The following is a 17,125-nucleotide window of genomic DNA, read 5'->3' as shown; positions in this document are numbered from 1 at the left end:
TATTGCGAAACTTCGGCTTCATATCTAGGTTGAGGGCATGCGCCCAAAGCATGAGCCCGAGCAGATCACCGACCTGTCCCGCCTGAAGGCATTCACCGTCCCCCTGCGAATGCAGCTCTACCGGCTGCTGTACGCCGCGGGCACAGCGACCGCCTCTCAGCTCGCCGAGCATGTCTACGAGACGCCGTCGCTGGTCAGCTACCACTTGCGCAAGCTGGCCGAGCACGGCTTCGTGACCCAGGCGAGCGGCGAGGGGACCGACGGCCGTGAGCGGTGGTGGCAGATAACGTCCGAGGAGGGCTGGGGCTTTCGCGACTCGGACTTCGCGGAATCGCCTGAAGGGGCCGCTGCCGTCGGGGCAGTGACCCGGAGCATCCTCGACACCCGCACCGCCCAGTACCGCACGTATCTGGACCAGACGGCCGCCTGGGGCGAGGCGTGGACCGACGCCGCGTTCAGCTCGGAATGGATGTTCGACCTCACTCCGGCTGAACTCGCTGAAATGAGCGACGAACTGGAGGCAGTGGCCCGGCACTGGCGGGAGCGCGGCAAGGCCGCCAAGGCGGCCGGCGATACCGAGGACCGTGAGCACGTCTCCGCCCACCTCTACGGCTTCCCCTTCCGGCCCTGACCGGGCTGCATCCCCGACTCACTGGAGCCCCGTCATGGAACCCTTAGAGATACAGACAGCCCTGCCCCCACGCGCCGCCACACCGGCTTACCGCGACGGCAACGTGCTGCGCTGGCTCACCGCGTACACCGCTTCCCTCGTCGGTGACAGCGTGTACTTCGTCGCCCTCGCCTGGTCGGCCCAGAAGGCTGCCGGTCCTACCGAAGTCGGTCTGGTCATGGCCGCCGGGGCGCTGCCACGAGCGCTGCTCATGCTCGGCGGGGGCGTGCTGGCCGACCGGATCGACCCACGCCGGGTGATTCTCGGCAGCGACGCGCTGCGCTGCCTCCTCATCCTCTCGGTGGCCGCTGTCATCGCGCTGAGCGCACCAGCCCTGTGGATCCTGGTCGCGGTGGCACTCGTCTTCGGTGCCGTCGACGCGTTGTTCGTACCCGCGATCGGGGCTCTCCCGGCGAGGATCACGAGCCCCGACCAGCTCGCCCGGGTCACCGGAATGCGCTCCCTGTCCATGCGCCTGAGCCAGATCGCGGGCCCGCCCATCGGCGGCCTGGCCATGGGACTCGGAGGAGCCTCGGCCGCCTTCACCGTCGCGGGCCTCCTCTTCGCGATGTCCCTGCCGCTTCTGCTGACGATACGGATGCAGCCCCTCGGGGAGCACGGCCAACAGCAGCCGGAACCCGGCACGGCGTGGAAGGACCTCCTCGACGGCCTGCGCTACATCTGCCGCCACCGCCTCATCGGACCCCTCGTCGCCGCCGGAGCCATCTGCGAGCTCGGCCTCACCGGCACCCTCAACGTGGGCATGGTCCTCCTCAACGCCGAGCGAGGCTGGGGACCTTCCGGCTACGGCTGGATCGTCAGCAGCTTCGGCGCAGGAGCAGCGGTCAGCGCCGCCCTGCTCGCTATCACTGGCTGGCTGCCCCGCGCCGGCCTGCTGCTGGCCGGGACACTGCTCGTGGGCTGCACGGGAGCGGCCACCATCGCACTGGTTCCGACCCTCTGGATCGCGGTAGTGCTGGCAGCGGTCATCGGACTGAGCGCGGGTGTCTTCGGCAGTCTGGACAATGCCCTGATACAGACCGCAGCGGACCCCGCTTATCTCGGCCGCGTCACCTCTGTGGTCATGCTGACCATGGTCGGTCTCGCACCCCTCAGCTACCCGCTGGTCGGCGCCGCCATCGGCGCCTGGGGCGCCGCCCCGGTATTCGTCGGCTGCGGCATCTTCGCCAGCCTGGGCGTGGTCATTGCCCTGGCCTCCGGCGCGGTACGGCGAGCCGAACTGCCCCGGCAGCGGCCAGGCGTGAGCACCTAGGCTTGCCGGCCGCAGACGGGTGTGCCTCAGCTTCGACCTGGTCAACGCGGCGGTCATCTCCTCCCGACGGGGTTTGCCACGCGCATCCCCTGAGCGGCGATCACTCGTTGTCTACGACATCCGGATCACGCAATGGCCGCAGGCCGCCGGGCAGCTCGGGGAGCTGGAAGGAGTACCGGCCGAGCATGTTGATGTGATGGCGGACGAACGGGGAGAGGCGCGCGACGTCCTCATCACGGACATCGAATCCATCCGCCCGGAGCTGAGTGACGGCGGCGTCCATGTAGCGGGTGTTGAACAGCACCAGGGCGTTGAGGACGAGGCCGAGGGCGCCGATCTGGCCCTCCATGCCGGCCTGGTAGCGCTGGTAGAGCTGCCCGGCCTTCCCGTGGAAGATCTTCCGGGCGAGCGCATGGCGGCCTTCCTGGAGGTTGGCCTGCACCTTGATCTTCCGCCGGTAGGCCGGCTCGTCCGCCAGACGCAGGATGTGCAGGGTCTTGGAGATGCGCCCGTAGTGCGCGATCGCGTCGTCCAGCGGGGTGGGCCGGCCGTCGCGCGACAGCATGCGGATCACGTCGTAGGCCCGCACGGCCCCCGTGTGGATCGAGCCGATGATCCGCAGGATGTCCTCCCAGTGCCGCTCGATCCGGACCAGGTCGACCCGGCCGCGGGCCGCGTCCTCGAACGCGCCGTAGTTGGCCGTGCGGTCGATGCGCCACATCTTCTGGTCCGGCAGGTCGGCCAACTGCGGTGCGTAGGTGAACCCCGCCAAGGTCAGGAGTCCGAAGACAATGTCGGAGTATGAGGCGGTATCCGTAACGATCATGTCGGGGCGTTTGCCGCCGTCGCGGTCATAGAGGACGTCCAGCACGTACAGCGAGTCGCGCGGGGTGCCGGCCACCACCTTGCCGCCGAGTCCGGCCGCCTGGTCATTGATCATGTTGAGCCAGGTGGCGCCGCCCCGGCGCCCGAAATACTTCGGATTCGGCCGTGCCGTAGACCGAGGGCGCCGGCACCACGAACCGCATCCCGTCCACGGAGGCGACCAACCCGCCGCCCCACGCACTGGCGAGCGGGATCGCCGCCTGGGCGTCGATCAGTGTGGCGTTCGCGGCCCGGTAGGTCGCCAGCCGCAGGTACGTCTGGTCGACGTGGGACAACCGCCCGTACTTCAGCGCGTCAACCCCGCTGATGACGGGGGTGTAGCCGACGTTGCAGCCATGGGCCACCAGCAGCGCCGCGATCGTGACGGGGAGGTCCTTGAGCCGGGCCTCGCCACCGGTGACCGAGGTGAACGCCTGGTCGGCGCCGGTCCAGGAGAACACCTCCAGCAGCACCTCCGGCAGGTCGACGCGGGGCAGCATCGCGTTCACCGCCGCCCGCAGACCGAGCAGGGAGGCCGGTTCGGGCTCCGGCTCCAGCGCGGCGAAGTGCAGGCGGCCGTCATCGTCGAAAGAGATCTGCGCGTTCTCCGGCAGGCGGCCCGAGACCTCCCGGTAGGTACCGTCCAGCAGCGCTGCCCGCGCCGCCAGGTGTTCGCCCGCACCCTCGGGCAGGCCCAGGGACGCAAGGACGGGGGACTTGGCCTGCTCCCACGCCTCACCCGCCAGCGGCTTCGCCCTCGGGTCGCCCCACTTGGAGGAGTTCTTCGCGAAGATCTCCCGCCGTCGCAGCATGCGGTGGAACTGCTCCAGCACGCAGAACACGTACGCCTTCCAGTCCACAGTCCACAGTCCCCGGCTCCAGGCCCGGCGCGGTCAGCACCAGACGCCGCCAGGACCCGGCCAGCAGCTCGGTGTCGATCTCGGCAGGTCCCACCTTCTTGCGGCCCATCAGCTCCGGCAAAGTCTTCAGCGCGGCCAGAATCGGGGCGCCCTCCGGAGTCGCTCCGAAGTCCACGACCTTGACCAGAAGCTTCAGGAACGGTCGCACCGTACCGAACCGGGTGGCCAGCATCGCCCGCCATGCCTGATCCGCATCGGAGTCCAGCGGCGGAGTCAGCTCGAACAGCGCCGCGATCGCGGCGGCCAGCTCGCTGCGCGGCACCACCGCCTCGATCTGCTCCCACATCGCCGCCAGCGTCTGCACCTTCGGGGCGCTGATCTCCCCGGTGTCGGTATCGACCTGCTCGGCAGTGGTGTCGAAGACGACCTGGAACGCGGTCGCCAGCTTCGCCCCGGCCCGCTCGACTCTCGGCAGGGTCTTCATCTTCTCCTTGGCCGTCTCCCGCTCGGCCTTGGCCAGCAGTTTCGTGGCGATCAGCACCTCCAGCAGGTCCAAGGCGTCATCGACCGCCCGTGTCGTCAGGTGCACCGCAGTGGCCAGCAGCGTCGCCAGGCGCCGCGCGTCGTTGTGCCGCTTGAGCAGCGTCGCCTTGCCGTCCACCCCGTACCGCGACAGCTCCGCGAGCCGGCGCGGCGGTATCCCCGACACGTCCAGCTCACCTATGCCCAGATCAGCGATCGCCTCCGCCCGGTCCAGGGACCACTTCATCTGCGGGCCCGACACCCGCACCGGCCCGCGCCGCAGGCGATCCAGCTCCGAGACCCGCGCACCCGCAGGCACCGTCAGCAGCGAGTCCAGCACCGCTCGCTGGCCGATGTTCAGCAGTCCGTAGAGGGTGTCCCACAGCCTCTGGTTCGCCGCCTCCCGGACATTGCCCACCAGACGTGACAAGCGGCTCGCCCCGGGCAGAAGCACCCTGCGCTCGCGCAGCCATCCCGCCGCCGCATCGAACAACGCCTTCGGCCCGTCCCCAGTTGTCCAGGCCCGCGCGTCCAGCCACTCACTCAGCTCGGCCGAGACCTCGGCAAAGTCCCGCCAGCCCCCCGCCTCCTGAATCTCCCCGGCGTGGGTGCGGGCCGTCCCGTCCCGTTCGCCGTACTCCTTTAGGCACGACGGATCCGCAATCTCCAGCTGCTCGGCCAAGTACTCGGCCACCTCCGCCGGCACCTGCCGCGGGTCCGGCAGGAACCGGCCCAAGTAGCGCACGCTCGTGAGCTGGACCGCGTACCCGAGCCGATTGTGCACACGCCGCTTGGCTTGCACCGCCTCCCGGTCCGCGTCGTCCAGGAAGAAGTACCGCTCCAACTCCGTACGGGACGGCGTCCCGACAAACACCCCGTACCCAGCCTGCTCGCCTGACAGAAACTCGACCGCCACAACAACTCTCCGTAGATCGACAACAGCGACCCACGAAGGCTCTGACAGGCGATCACCCCAGGTCAAAGCGCCAATCAACACCGAGAAGGCTTAGCGCACGTTCTGACATGGATGTTCCTCAAGCCCCGAGAGCCCCGTGGGTTCAGGGAAACTGAAGCTTGTTCAGTGGGAACTCGCGGATCGGTCCGTGTGCATCAGCTGGGGGTCTCCGTGGGTTCGGCGGGAACGTGGGGGTGGGCAGCGAGGCGGCGGGCCTCGGCCGTGATCTCGGCATCGACCTGTGCAACTGTTCTGTCGCCGTATTCGAGGACGTCGTACTCGTCATCGAGTTCGGCGAGCCGCTCTGTCAGGGGCAGCTCATGTCCGTAGCGTCGGTGAATCCGGAAAGTGAACTCCCCAGGTGTCAGCTCGCCGGCGAGCATGCGGCGTGCGAGCGCTCGGGCGGCGGCTTCTTGACCGGCATCGCTTGCCACCGAGTAGAAGGTGAGGCCGAGTTCGTCGAGTACTGCGGGAAGCAGATCGTGGACGTCATAGTCCGCCTCGGCGCGTGTGCAGGCGGCAAGAATTCGAAGGCCTGGGGTGTCGAGTCCGGCGACGAGCGCATCACAGGCGGCCTCGACGACATCGCTCGCACGGACTTCTCCCACGCTCCAGAGAGTGGCATGGTCCTGTAGGGCGTTTGCTGCTGCTTCGGTCGACGTCACCGGCCGATTATTCCCTTCATGGTGCGTCCCGGTCGAGCACATTTCATAGAAGCTGCTGTTCAGCGGCCTGTTCCAGTAGTGCTCGTGCGGAGTCCGCATAACGCATCGCGGTCTTCTCGTCGAGCCCGAACACCTCGGCGAGATGGAGCGGGTCCGGCCCGTGGGTGAGGGCCTCTTCGAGTTGCCGGTCGACGCGGAGCCGCTCCAGCGTCGCGTCCTGCCCGCGCATCGCCGCGCTGATCCAGTGGTTGCTTGCGCGGCTGGTCTTCGTCGCGGTCTGGTTGTTGATCAGCAGGTGGAGATTCGCCGTACTCGGCCACCGGCGTCGCCGGTGCACCAGCCAGTCCAGCAGCAGTTTCATGGTGAGGTCATCGAGCGGGCGTACTCGTCCGGCGATGGTCAGCCGACGGTTGCCGATGTCGAGGTCGTCGAGCATGAGGGTGCCTATCTGGGCGACCCGGGCGGCGTGAACCGCGGCGAGGGCAAGAATCAGTCGCGTGGCCGGGGTGGTGGCTGCTGCGACGGAGCGTTTGATCTGGCCGGGCGCGAGCGGTTGGAGCACGCTGTACTCGTTCTGGCCGACCTTGATGCGGCTGGTGGGGTTGCGGAAGATCAGGCCGGTCCGCTTGGCCCAGGTGAACAGGGAACGCAGGGCTCCGAGCTGGTCTCGGCGGTGGTGGCCGTGCAGGGTCATGAGGTGGGTGAGGACGTCCTCGCGGGTCACCTCCCGAAGGTGGTCGTAGCGGTCCGACCAGCCCAGCAGTGCCGGACGAGCCCCATTGAGGTAGAGCCAGACCGTGCTCTGCTGCCGGGGCAGGCTGCGCGGGCCGCCGTCATGCAGAACCCGAATCCAGCGCTCGGCCTCCGCCGCGATGCCGGGAGCGAGGCCCTCCAGGCGCTCGGCAAGCCAGCGTTCGAAGGAGGGCTCGCTGTCGTCCCGGAAGATCCCCATCTCCTCAAGGACCGTTGCGGTGTGTCCGAACCGCAGATCAAGAGCCCTGAGCGGGGTGAAGATCTCGCTGTGGCGGATGACGTCGCCCTCGACATACTCGGTGAGCACGATGGCCAGCCCACGGTTGACGGCGAAGCGGATGCCGCGTCCCCAGCCCCGTGCCTCGGCGAGCTGGTAGGCAAGGTATTTCGCCCAGGCCAGCCAGGGGCTGGCCAGATCGACGGCGGCCGGGTCGAGACGGCCGTAGTCACGCGGGACCTGCCCGAACAGCGGTAGCTGTCTCCAGCCGCCACTCGGCCGCCAGGCCGGCGCGGGTGGAGGCTTCCGGACGGCTCCCCGCCCTCCTCCGCGGCGCGGGGCGGTTGGGGCCGATCCTCTGCGGTAGTGCAGACCCATGAAGAACAGCTGGTGGTGCCGGACGGCGTTGAGCCGGGCCCTCACGTCCGCCTCGGCGGGCGACTGGCCGACGGTGGTCTTGGCGTGGAGCCGAGCCTGGCACCAGCACAGACGGCAGTAGCCCCACTTCAGCGGCTGGACGCGTCGGCAGCCGACGCAAATGGCCGTCTCGTGACTGCGGCCGAACATGTAGCAGGCAGGGCAAAGGCGTCCGCTGAAGTCGCCCCAGGCCAGGCATCTTTCGCAGGAGTCGGTGGGCTTCCGGTAGCCCTTCGGATACCGGCTCATGCCGGAGGCAGCGAGCGGCCATCGCGGCGCTTGGGCACTACCGCCGGGGCAGTGGCGCCGGAGCCGACCGCGACTCGACCGGTCTCCTCCCGACCAGGGCGGTTGACCTTGCCCGGCTCCGGGATCAGCAGGTCTCCGATCTCGCAGCCGAGGACGACGCAGATGACATCCAGGTCCTCCAGTTTGAGTGAGACCGGCTGCCCGGACCACAGCCCGGACATCTTCCCGGCCGAAATCACCAGGCCGTGCTCCGCGAGGTTTCGCTGAAGCTCGGACGCCTTCCAGATGCCCTTGTTCGCGGCGGTCAGCCGCAGGTTCCACCTCATCGGACCAGTCCTTCCAGCCGCTTCGCGGCCCGTTCCATCCCGGTGACCCAGGCGTCCTCGACCCGGGTCTGCTGAACGTGGATGTAGCGCATCGTCGTGGCAATCCAGGAGTGTCCCAAGACCTCCTGGATCGCGAGCAAGTCCAACCCGTTCGCATAGAGTTGGGATGCGCAGAAGTGCCGAAGGACGTGCGGCGTCAGCTTCTCGCCCCACCCCGGCAGATGCGCTTTGGCCGCGTTCTTGAGGCCGTCACGCAGAGCGTCGTCGCCGGCCCGGCGCGAAGAGCCGTCGGTGTTCTTGCGCTCGGAGGGAAACAGCGGGGCGCCGGGACGGGTGTGGTCGTCGTCGAACTGGCCCCAGACGTCCTCGATGAACCACCGAAGTGTCCGGTCGGCGCCGTTGATCAGCGGCACCATCCGCTCGCGCGGACCCGAGCCGCGGGCACCCTTGCCGTGGCGGACGTGGAGCTTGCCGAAGCGGCCCAGGTCCCACTTGATGTCGTCCAGGTCGAGCCCGCATGTCTCGCTCACCCGCAGGCCGACCTGGGACAACAGCTTCGAGGCGGTGTAGTTCCTGGCGGTAGGGGCGAACTTGCGGCAGGTCGCCAGTTCACCGCCCCAGCCGGTGAACAGCGTCCCGACCTCCGGCTCGCTCGGCGGAATCCGCAGTTTGGCGTCCTTGGCCCCGCGCGGCTTGTTCATCTCGTCGATCGGGCACTCGACGATTCGGCCGGTCATTCGGTGGAGCTCAACCTTGTGCCGCAGCTCCAGGAACATGAAGTACGTGGTCAGCGCCTGCGACCGGCTCAGCCGAGTCCCGCTCGGTGAACCCCGCAGCACCTTCCCGAAGTACGCGTCAGCGTCGGCCGGCTCCATGTCCCACAGCGGTCGGCCGAACCAGGTTCTGATCTGGTCCAGATGTCCGACGTCCCCGCGGATTGTGCCGTCCGCCAGCCCTGCCGAGGCCCGCGCGAGGACGAACCCGGACAGCACGTCGGTCTCGAACCGCTCCAGCTCCTCAACCGATGCGGGCGCCCAGTGCTCACGCAGGTCCCGTACGACTGCCAGTGCCGCCAACCCGAGCCTCCTCGCCTTCAGCCCGACTGCTGATCGGTCGGACGAGATGAGAACGCTTCAGGAATCCCGAAGTTACGTCACCGGACCACAGAGCGCTCGAAGGAGCAGGAACCCCCTGGCCACAAGGGAAAGGGCTCAGCAGAGCTCAGGAGAACTCAAGGGATGTCGCACATCACGGCGCGCGTGCACGTCGACCTGTTGCTGTCCGAGGACGGCAGGCGCACCGCGGCCGAGCTGACCCGCAGGCTGAAAGTCAGCCCGGCCTCCGTCTCGGTGGCCGTGAACTCCCTGGTCCAGCAGGGGTACGTCCGGCGCGAGCGCGATCCGCAGCGGCGCCGCGACGTCTACGTCGTCGACGACGATGCCTGGTACCACTCGGTCGTGATCAGCTCGCGCCAGACGCTGGAGGTGGCGCGGGCCGCGATGGCGGCGGCCCGGACGCTCGGGCCGGACACTCCCGTGGGGCAGCGGCTGGTCAAGGCGGGGACGTTCCTGGAGCGGGTCATCGAGGACATGACGGAGTCGGCCACCCGCTGGCGCACCCTCCTGAAGTGACGGGTCCTGACCCACGTGGCAGGGGCGTGGTGCGCGGCGCGGCGGAACCTTCTTCCGGAACGGTCGCAACCTCGTGACGGGTCGCGCGTCGTACGGGGGCAAAGGGCACGGCAGCCCTCCGGCATGCCACAGCCCACACCCGCGAAAGAACCGAGGACGGCGACGATGTCAGCCACACACCGAGCGTTCCCCCGAGCGTTTCACCGAGCGGTCCCCCGCGAACTCGCCACGGCGGGAGCCCTCCTGCTGGGTGCGACCGCGGTGGCGGTGCTGCTGCCGAGCACGGCCCTCGCCGCGGAGCAGGAGTCCGTGACGACGCGTTCCGGCGCCACCACCGCACAGGAACGCAGCCGGATCGACACCTACTGGACCCCCGCGCGGATGAAGCTGGCAGGCGCCCTGGTCCCCGAGATCACCCCCGTGCCCGAGGACGACCACACGCCCGACGACCCGCGTCCGCTTCCCGCGGACACGCCCGACCCCGGGAGCACGTGGACGCACGGCGGAGCGGTGAACAGGAGCGTCGGCCGGCTCTTCTTCACCTTCTCCGACGGCTACGACGGCAGTTGCACCGCAACGGTCGTCAACAGCGCGAACCGCAGCACCGTCATCACGGCGGCGCACTGCCTGAGGAGCGTCGGGGCTCCCACCGCCGACGGTACGTGGAACCACAACCTCTACTTCGTGCCCGGCTACCGCAACGGGACGAAACCCCTCGGCGGCTTCAGCGTCAAGAGCATGGCCACCTCCTCCCGCTGGGACGCCGATCCGGGCAGCACGACCTCGGAGGACGTCGCCGTCGCCGGCTACGACACGGGAGTCCTCGTGGCGAACCGCTCGGCCGGGGGACGGCGGATCGCGGACGTCACGGGAAGCCAGAAGATCGCGTTCACCAAGCCCGTCAAGGACGAGTTCGTCCACACCTTCGGATACCCGAAGGACCGGCTCAACGACCCCGGCGCCACGTACACCGGATCACGCATGATCCATTGCGCCGGACCGGCCAGGCCCGGCCCCAAGGCCCCCCTGCTGTGGGGCGAGTCCTGCGACATGTCGCACGGTGCGAGCGGCGGCCCCCACCTCGCCCGGTTCGACACCCGGACCGGCATCGGCACCGTCGTCGGCGTCACCACCTCCACCGACGAACTCGCGGGCGGGCAGCCCCGTACGCTTTACGCCACCCGCCTCGGCGACAGCGCCCACCGCCTCTACACCTGGGCACAGACCCGCACCTCCTGACCGCCCCCTCCGACGCGGAACGCCGCCGCCCTTCCCTGTGTGCGGCAGGGGGAGGGCGGCGGCGTTCCGGGTCCAGGGGGACGCTGCGCGGGGGCGCGGAAGGGGGTGTCAGATGCCGAGGCCGGAGCCGCCGCTGACGTCGATGTTCTGGCCGGTGACCCAGCGGGCGTCGTCGGAGGCCAGGAAGGAGACCACGTCGGCGACGTCGGCGGGCTGGCCGACCCGGTTGAAGACCGAGAAGCCGGCGGCGTGCGCCTTGGCGGCCGGGTCGGCCATCCACGGGTGGATGTCCGTCTCGATGGTGAAGTCTGACCTGCTCGCCAACTTCATTGAACGGGTGGAACGGCCTGACCGGCGGCAGAGCCGAATCCCAACGCGAATCGGACATGACGCTCCTGCCTGCGATCTAAGAGGATGTCTCACGTGGTGCTGCGGTGGTGCGGCATGATGCTGCAGTGTGAGGGTTGATCTGTCGCGTCGGCTGGTTCCCGACGAACTGTGGGAGCTGACAGCTCCGTTGTTGCCGGGGTTCACGTCTCGTCCGCAGGGGGGTGGCACTGCTCCGGTGGACGAGCGAGCGGTGTTCACAGCCGTGGTGTACGTGCTGACGATCGGGTGCGCGTGGAGGTTTCTTCCGGAGTCGTTCGGTGTCTCGCCGGCCACCGCGCACCGCCGGTTCACCGCGTGGACCGAGGCCGGACTGTGGCGTCGGCTGCACCGGGCGGTGCTGGACGAGCTTGGTGCCAGGGGCGAGCTGGACTGGACGTCCGCGATCGTGGATGCCGCGTCGGTGCGGGTGAAAAGGGGGGCTCGCTGACCGGGCCGAATCCGGTCGATCACGGGAAAAGGGCGGCAAACTGCACGTGCTGTCCGAGGCCCAGGGTGTGTCGCTGGCCGTCGCGGTGTCCGGCGCGAACGTGCACGACAGCCAGGCGTTCCAACCGTTGATTCTCGGCATTCCTGCCGTCCGGTCCCGGCGCGGACCGCGTCGGAGGAGGCCGGTGAAGGTCCGGGCGGACAAGGCGTACTACTCCGCGGAGCACCTCCACCGGCTCCGCGGCCGGAACCTCATTGCACGGATCGCCCGCCCCGGTATCGAGTCCGGTCAGCGGCTCGGCCGGCACCGCTGGAAGATCGAGCGGTCAATCTCCTGGCTCTTCGGCTACCGCCGCCTCACCGTCCGGTACGAACGAAAGGGCAGCCACTTCCTCGCATTCCTCGGCCTCGCCGCAGCCCTGACCTGCTACAAGAGACTCGCAAAGCTCACCACGTGAGACATCCTCTAAAGCCATCCGTTGAGCGAGACCTGCGGTCGATCGGTGAGGAAGGCGAGCAAGGCGCTGTGGGTCGTGGGGACGAACTCGTTCGGCAGAGCAACTGCGTCGACCCACCGGACTTGGGAGTGTTTCCTGGGTTCGCGGTTTTCGGGTTCGCCGGTCCATTCGTGTGCGGCGAAGACGACGGTGAGGAATCCATTGGGTGCTTCGACGCCCCAGGCGCCGTGGATGATGTGGGCGACCTTGAGGGACTCCGGCTTCACCGTGAGCCCGGTCTCCTCGTAGAGCTCTCGGACCGCGGTCTCGGTGATGGGCTCGCCCGGCTCGCTCTTGCCGACGGGGAGGTCCCACAGGCCCTGGGCGAATTTGGCGTTCTCGCTGCGCTGGAGGAGCACGACGAGGTTGGTGGCCTTGTCGTGGACGATCCCGGGCGCGACCAGCAGGGTCATCGAGACACGCGCCGGGGCGAAGACTTACGAGTGGTCATCGGTCTGGCAAGCCGCGATGGTCCCTCCCTCGGGCAGGTTCAGGCACGTTAGGCGAGGGCTTCGCGAGCGCGGCGAGCGAGATCCGCAGCCCCGGGAACTCTGCGGCGCTGGTAGATCGCCAGGGTGGAGCGGATCGAGGTGATCGCCTTACGGGTCCGGTCGGAGGTCATGCCCTCCATGAGGACGAGGGCCTGGGTCCAGGCGGCGACCGCTTCGTCTGCACGGGCCTGGGCGGCAAGGCTGTCCCCGAGGTCGGCGTACGTGAGGACATGCACGCGCTTGAACTTGACCGGGTCCCAGCGAGTGAGGGCATCACGGTGCTGCTGTTCCGTACCGATGAAGTCTTTCATCTCGGTCAGTGCCTTGGCTGTGTGGCTGGCGACGGTACCTGCGGCTGGACCACTCAGGAGGGAGAAGCTGGGTTGTGGACCGTCCTCGCGGAGGAGCGCGTCCTCCGCAGAGAGAAGAGCACGGCTGGCCGAAGCGTTCTCGCCGACGGCCGCGCAGGCGCGGGCATGCGTGATGTGCAGTAGTGCCTCGGTCCGGCCGTCGACACGGCCGAGTCCACGGGCGAGGGCACCTTCGACAAGGTCGACGCAATGGTGAGGCTGCTTGAGCTTCAGGGCTTGGTGAGCCAAAGTGCGCATCATCCAGGCGGCATGACCGTGCGGATCAGCCTCGCAGGCGAGCTGATAGCCCACGTGATAGTAGCTCTGGGCAGCGCCCTCCTGGCCCAGATCGTGGTGCTTCCACCCAGCCAGGTAGGCGAGTTCGGCGACGGCACCGAAGGCGGCCTGGCGTAAGGCTTCGGAGGGGAAGCGGCCCCGGAGCATGGGCGCGGCGGTGTCGGCGAGGTAGGCGGTGACGGTGGTCAGGCCGTGGCCGCCGCCGAGGCGTTCGTCGGCGGCGCTGAAGGCTGTCGTGATCTGCCGGACGACGTCAATGTCGTCGCCGCCGACGAGAGAGCGGGCAGTGCGCGCGCGGAGCATCCGCGAGGTGGCTTCGTGGTCGTGCAGGAGTGGCATGGCCACGCCGGCCGTGGTGAAGGCGGCGATGGCGAGGAAGCGGCGCCGTTCGACGTCCGCGCGGCCGAGGTCCGTGACCGTGGTGACGGGGTCGATGTCCGGCGAGGACTCCGCGTCGGGTGAGTGGAGGCCGATCTCGGTCTGGGTGACGACGCGACCCAGCCGACGGGAGAGGGCTTCGGCAAGGTACTGGCCTGCCTGGCCGGACGGTGCGCGGGTGCCGTTCGCCCAGTGGGAGATCGCCGACTTGTTGGTCTGGAGCAGCTCGCCGTTCTCAGCGGCGATGCGGCGTACGTCCTTGGCGAGTGCCTCGTACGTGCACGCGGCAGAGCTGATCGTGTCGCGCAGGCGGGAGTTGGGGTTGGTCAGGGCTGGCACGATCTCTCCGCTCCGGAGCTGTAAACCGCGTATACCGCTTGGCCTCGGTCACACCGTACCCACTCTGCGTAGCGGGCGGTTCACTTATCGACAGCCGCCCCACTCTCGGGCCGGGCGGCCCCCAAGTTCCGTACGCCCCACCGGGCTCGGGCATTCCTGTGCCCGAGCCCGGACGATCAGAGACGGAGAAACGGTGACCACCATCGACACCGCGACCATCACGGTCGAGCTGCCCGACGCCTTCGACCCGCGCTGGAGCCGCCTGCCCGGCATCCAGGTGGACGGCCGGCGCATCACCATCGACCCGGCCGAGTACTTCTTCCGCTTCGAGTCGAACACCTGGCTCATCGCCGACTGGGAACTGGTCAAGGCCCAGCTCCTCGACGTGGACGAGACGACCGAGAGCGCGGTCGAGCAACTCGCGCTCGACTTCATCAGGAACCACGGCGAGTCCACGTCGGATGCCGCCCGCGTGCTGGCGACGGCGTACGGGGTCTACTCGTACCTCTTCCGCGAGGAGCACCTGGCCGGCCTCGGCCTGCCGCAGATCACCGCCGACCACCTGCGGATGCTGCGCGAGGCGGCCACGCTGATGGCGCTCAACAAGGTCGAGCTGGACGGCCACATCTCCAACGTCGGCCCCTGCTGGTTCTTCCCCGCCGCCACCTCCGTCGTCTTCGACCTGGACGACGAGACGGGCGGAACGCTGGACGAGGTCTACCACGGCGGCTGGTTCAACGAGCACCGCCGGATCGAGTCCATCAAGGCCCACGCCTCGCTCGGCGGCCGGCTCGTGCACGGCTGCCAGTCCGTGCCGGACCAGTCCGGCGGGGTCGTCGCGCCCTACGGTGCCTCGATGGCGAACTTCCGTGACGACCTGGCCGAGTTCAAGGCGGGCTGGATCGAGCAGGTCTACGCCCACCGCGTGACCGCGGCCGAGTAACCCCAACCCCCGTACGGCTCCGGGGCGGGCGGGCTGACCCGCTCGCCCGCCCCGGAGTCCACCAGCCCCCTGGAGACCCCTATGGACCAGAGCCTGACCACCGACCTGCTCGACGACCTGTGCACCCTCGTCGGCAAGCCCCTCCCCGAACGTGCCGAGATCCGCGTCTGGGGCATGTCCGGCGTCGAACGCGTCACCTTCCCCGACGGCACCACGGCCGTCTTCAAGTACGCCAAGGAGCCCTTCGACCGAGAGGCCCAGGCCCTGCGAATCGCCCACCAGCGCGGGCTGCCGGTCCCCGAGCTCCACGCCACCGCCATGCGGGACAAGTGGCTCGGGATGCTCATGGACGACCTCGGCACCCCCGTACGGGATGCCGACGACCTCGACGGCGTAGCCGCCGCCGTGATGCTCCACGCCGCCCGCCCGGCCGGCGGCCTGCCCCTCCTCGACGGCGCGGGCCTCGCGGCCCTGCCCGGGCGCGCCCTCGATCACCTCCAGCGGCTGCGAAAGGCCGACCGGTGGACGGACTGCGACGACATTGAGACGGCTCTGGGGAAGATCTCCGCTGCGGCCGATGCTCGCGTCCAGGGGGCGATGCTCGACCCGTTCGGCTGGGTCCACTCCGAGTTCCACCCCACGAGCGTCCACATCGGGAAGAACGGCTGGCACCTCCTCGACTTCGCCCGCGCCTTCACCGGACCCGGCCTCATCGACCTCGCCTCCTACCACGGCACCACCGACGCACCGAGCCCCGTCCGACTGCGGGTGTTCCTGGATCAGTACGTCACCGCAGGCGGCCACGAGGACGCCCTCGCCGCCCGGGGCGGCCTGGCCGCCGAGGCGTGGGCCCTGGGCTGGCACCGCATGTGGGCGGTGGAGTGGTTCATGGAGCAGGCCATCCGCTGGATCAACGACCCGGCCAAGGACCCCGCCTACCTCCCCGTCGTCCGCCGCCACCTGGGCGACGTGGTCCAACTCCTGGAGGTCTAGGTGCTCGCCCAGGTCTCCCCCTGGTACGCCCACGCCGCCCAGCGCCTCGCCACCGCCCCGGCTCACGCCCTCACCGCACCGGCCCGGATGGAGTGGAGCATCCACGCGGGCCTCGGTCCCGGAGCTGAGATTCTGGGACGGGACCTGCGCGGCAAGCGCCTCCTGGAGCTGGGCTGCGGCCCCGGCCACAACGTGGCCCACCTCGCCACGCATCACCAGGCCCGCGTCACCGGTGTGGACCTGGTCGGCCTCCAGGTACGCCGCGCCCGTTCCCACTACGGCCACCTCGACGGCGCCACGTTTGCCGTCGGCCACGCACTGCACCACCTCCAGGCCACAGGCCAGACCTTCGACGCGATCTACTCCGTCTTCGGCGCCGTCGGCCTCGTCGCCCCCGAGCTCCTGCTCGCCGCCGTTTCCCGGCGCCTGGGGCCGGGCGGTGTCCTGGCCTTCTCCGTCCCGCACCCGGCACGGGCCGGAAGACATCCGGCCACGGACGACCGTCCGCGCGAGGACTACGTCACCATGCCCGACCACACCCGACTGCCCCTCGCCCGATGGGAGTTCGACACCCACCGCTGGGGCGCACACCTCGGCCGCACCGGCCTGCGCATCATCTCGGCGCTGGAACTCCGCCACCCGCGCCGCGACCCGTGGCCGACCACCCTCCTGATCACCGCCCGCAAACGCTGACCCCGGAGGCACCGATGACCCTGCCCTACCTGCTCCTGGACATCGACGGCGTCCTCATACCGTTCCCGGCCGCAGACGGCAGCACCCCGCCCACCCACGTCCGCCACACCGTCCTGCCCACTGGCCGCCACCCTGACGATCCCGTCCCCATCTGGCTCGACCCCAGCCATGGCCCGCTGCTCACCGGCCTCCTGGCCAGCGGCCTCGTCACCCCGGTGTGGTGCACGAGCTGGCGCAAGGACGCCACCACGATCATCGGGCCGCTCCTGGGGCTGCCGGACTTCCCCTACCTTGACCTCCCCCGCCCACAGATCACCACCAGCCACCCCAACGGCTACCTCTGGAAGCGCGACCACGTCGACCTCTGGCTCGGTACAGCCCCGGCCATCTGGATCGACGACGACTTCACCGCCCTCGACTTTGCCTGGGCCGCCGACCGCACCGCCCGTGGCTACCCCACCCTGCTCATTCAGCCCGACCCCTACACCGGGCTCAGGCCGAGCCACGTCGCCGAGGCCAGGAGATGGGCGTGCGGACAGGCAGCAGCGCCCTCGGGCGTGCCACCGACCGAGGGGCGGCTCGCCCAGGCTTCGCCGCTCCCGTAGGCACCCCCCGACGCGGAACGCCGCCGTCCTTCCCTGTGTGCGGCAGGGGGAGGGCGGCGGCGTTCCGGGTCCACGGGGACGC

14 protein-coding genes and 3 pseudogenes are annotated in these 17,125 nt (G+C 69.3%); 9 read left to right on the top strand and 8 right to left on the bottom strand.

Annotated elements, in window-relative coordinates; translation table 11 throughout:
* Positions 1–37 precede the first annotated feature (37 nt).
* Both ACIA5F_RS28510 and ACIA5F_RS28505 read left to right on the top strand, forming a co-directional pair.
* Complete coding sequence (locus ACIA5F_RS28510) at positions 38–631, top strand: helix-turn-helix domain-containing protein (RefSeq protein ID WP_399357882.1); 594 nt, start codon at positions 38–40, stop codon at positions 629–631.
* A gap of 34 nt (positions 632–665) precedes the next feature.
* A complete protein-coding gene (locus ACIA5F_RS28505; RefSeq protein WP_399357880.1) occupies positions 666–1,943 on the top strand; it encodes an MFS transporter in 1,278 nt (425 codons plus the stop codon).
* A 100-nt stretch (positions 1,944–2,043) separates the two neighbouring features.
* Here the strand turns inward: ACIA5F_RS28505 and ACIA5F_RS28500 are convergent.
* The 5 genes and pseudogenes from ACIA5F_RS28500 to ACIA5F_RS28480 form a co-directional block, all read right to left on the bottom strand.
* Positions 2,044–5,105, bottom strand: a pseudogene (locus tag ACIA5F_RS28500) (Tn3 family transposase).
* Positions 5,106–5,299: 194 nt separating this feature from the next.
* On the bottom strand, positions 5,300–5,809 hold the full coding sequence (locus ACIA5F_RS28495) for a hypothetical protein (protein WP_399357878.1): 510 nt from the start codon (positions 5,807–5,809) through the stop codon (positions 5,300–5,302).
* Positions 5,810–5,852: 43 nt separating this feature from the next.
* Positions 5,853–7,445 (bottom strand): hypothetical protein, encoded by a 1,593-nt coding sequence (locus ACIA5F_RS28490; protein WP_399357876.1) that lies wholly within the window; start codon positions 7,443–7,445, stop codon positions 5,853–5,855.
* A complete protein-coding gene (locus ACIA5F_RS28485; RefSeq protein WP_399357874.1) occupies positions 7,442–7,771 on the bottom strand; it encodes a helix-turn-helix domain-containing protein in 330 nt (109 codons plus the stop codon). Before ACIA5F_RS28485 ends, ACIA5F_RS28490 begins: the two co-directional genes overlap by 4 nt.
* Positions 7,768–8,847, bottom strand: a complete 1,080-nt coding sequence (locus ACIA5F_RS28480) for a tyrosine-type recombinase/integrase (RefSeq protein ID WP_399357872.1) — start codon at positions 8,845–8,847, stop codon at positions 7,768–7,770. The genes ACIA5F_RS28485 and ACIA5F_RS28480 overlap by 4 nt, the downstream gene beginning before the upstream one ends.
* 162 nt (positions 8,848–9,009) lie before the next feature.
* Here ACIA5F_RS28480 and ACIA5F_RS28475 point away from each other — a divergent pair, with 162 nt between their 5' ends.
* Both ACIA5F_RS28475 and ACIA5F_RS28470 read left to right on the top strand, forming a co-directional pair.
* A complete protein-coding gene (locus ACIA5F_RS28475; protein WP_399357870.1) occupies positions 9,010–9,402 on the top strand; it encodes a MarR family transcriptional regulator in 393 nt (130 codons plus the stop codon).
* Between the two features lie 165 nt (positions 9,403–9,567).
* A complete protein-coding gene (locus ACIA5F_RS28470) occupies positions 9,568–10,641 on the top strand; it encodes a trypsin-like serine peptidase (RefSeq protein ID WP_399357868.1) in 1,074 nt (357 codons plus the stop codon).
* 108 nt (positions 10,642–10,749) lie between these two features.
* On the opposite strand, the pseudogene ACIA5F_RS28465 reads toward ACIA5F_RS28470, so the two are convergent.
* A pseudogene (locus tag ACIA5F_RS28465) lies at positions 10,750–10,953 on the bottom strand (SDR family oxidoreductase); the annotation flags it as partial.
* 145 nt (positions 10,954–11,098) lie between these two features.
* On the opposite strand from ACIA5F_RS28465, the pseudogene ACIA5F_RS28460 reads away from it, so the two are divergent.
* Positions 11,099–11,915, top strand: a pseudogene (locus ACIA5F_RS28460) (IS5 family transposase).
* Between the two features lie 8 nt (positions 11,916–11,923).
* Here ACIA5F_RS28460 and ACIA5F_RS28455 read toward each other — a convergent pair.
* Complete coding sequence (locus ACIA5F_RS28455) at positions 11,924–12,367, bottom strand: NUDIX domain-containing protein (RefSeq protein WP_399357866.1); 444 nt, start codon at positions 12,365–12,367, stop codon at positions 11,924–11,926.
* An 86-nt stretch (positions 12,368–12,453) separates the two neighbouring features.
* A complete protein-coding gene (locus ACIA5F_RS28450; RefSeq protein ID WP_399357864.1) occupies positions 12,454–13,809 on the bottom strand; it encodes a tetratricopeptide repeat protein in 1,356 nt (451 codons plus the stop codon).
* A gap of 193 nt (positions 13,810–14,002) precedes the next feature.
* Between ACIA5F_RS28450 and ACIA5F_RS28445 the strand changes: the two genes are divergently transcribed.
* The 4 genes from ACIA5F_RS28445 (at position 14,003) to ACIA5F_RS28430 (ending at position 17,043) form a co-directional block, all read left to right on the top strand.
* Positions 14,003–14,752: a hypothetical protein gene (locus ACIA5F_RS28445; protein ID WP_399357863.1), complete on the top strand. Its 750-nt coding sequence runs from the start codon at positions 14,003–14,005 to the stop codon at positions 14,750–14,752.
* Positions 14,753–14,833: 81 nt separating this feature from the next.
* Entirely contained in the window at positions 14,834–15,745 is a 912-nt protein-coding gene (locus ACIA5F_RS28440) for an aminoglycoside phosphotransferase family protein (RefSeq protein WP_399357861.1), read from the top strand.
* Positions 15,746–16,438, top strand: coding sequence for an SAM-dependent methyltransferase (locus ACIA5F_RS28435; RefSeq protein WP_399357859.1), 693 nt, complete (start codon positions 15,746–15,748; stop codon positions 16,436–16,438). It begins immediately after the preceding gene.
* Between the two features lie 14 nt (positions 16,439–16,452).
* Positions 16,453–17,043 carry an HAD domain-containing protein gene (locus ACIA5F_RS28430; RefSeq protein WP_399357857.1) on the top strand — a complete coding sequence of 197 codons (591 nt, stop codon included), beginning with the start codon at positions 16,453–16,455 and terminating at the stop codon, positions 17,041–17,043.
* The last annotated feature ends 82 nt before the right edge of the window (positions 17,044–17,125 follow it).

It is taken from the genome of Streptomyces sp. NPDC051567 (assembly GCF_044454165.1).
Classification (GTDB): domain Bacteria; phylum Actinomycetota; class Actinomycetes; order Streptomycetales; family Streptomycetaceae; genus Streptomyces.
The sequence above is the reverse complement of the archived record's forward strand: the minus strand, read 5'-3'. Positions and strand labels throughout refer to the sequence as shown.

Excerpts from the sequence above, each read along its gene's own strand:
- ACIA5F_RS28485 (WP_399357874.1), bottom strand. The coding sequence starts at position 7,771 with ATGAGGTGGAACCTGCGGCTGACCGCCGCGAACAAGGGCATCTGGAAG.
- ACIA5F_RS28440 (WP_399357861.1), top strand. The coding sequence starts at position 14,834 with ATGGACCAGAGCCTGACCACCGACCTGCTCGACGACCTGTGCACCCTC.
- ACIA5F_RS28490 (WP_399357876.1), bottom strand. The coding sequence starts at position 7,445 with ATGAGCCGGTATCCGAAGGGCTACCGGAAGCCCACCGACTCCTGCGAA.
- ACIA5F_RS28430 (WP_399357857.1), top strand. The coding sequence starts at position 16,453 with ATGACCCTGCCCTACCTGCTCCTGGACATCGACGGCGTCCTCATACCG.
- ACIA5F_RS28475 (WP_399357870.1), top strand. The coding sequence starts at position 9,010 with ATGTCGCACATCACGGCGCGCGTGCACGTCGACCTGTTGCTGTCCGAG.
- ACIA5F_RS28510 (WP_399357882.1), top strand. The coding sequence starts at position 38 with ATGCGCCCAAAGCATGAGCCCGAGCAGATCACCGACCTGTCCCGCCTG.
- ACIA5F_RS28505 (WP_399357880.1), top strand. The coding sequence starts at position 666 with ATGGAACCCTTAGAGATACAGACAGCCCTGCCCCCACGCGCCGCCACA.
- ACIA5F_RS28470 (WP_399357868.1), top strand. The coding sequence starts at position 9,568 with ATGTCAGCCACACACCGAGCGTTCCCCCGAGCGTTTCACCGAGCGGTC.
- ACIA5F_RS28455 (WP_399357866.1), bottom strand. The coding sequence starts at position 12,367 with ATGACCCTGCTGGTCGCGCCCGGGATCGTCCACGACAAGGCCACCAAC.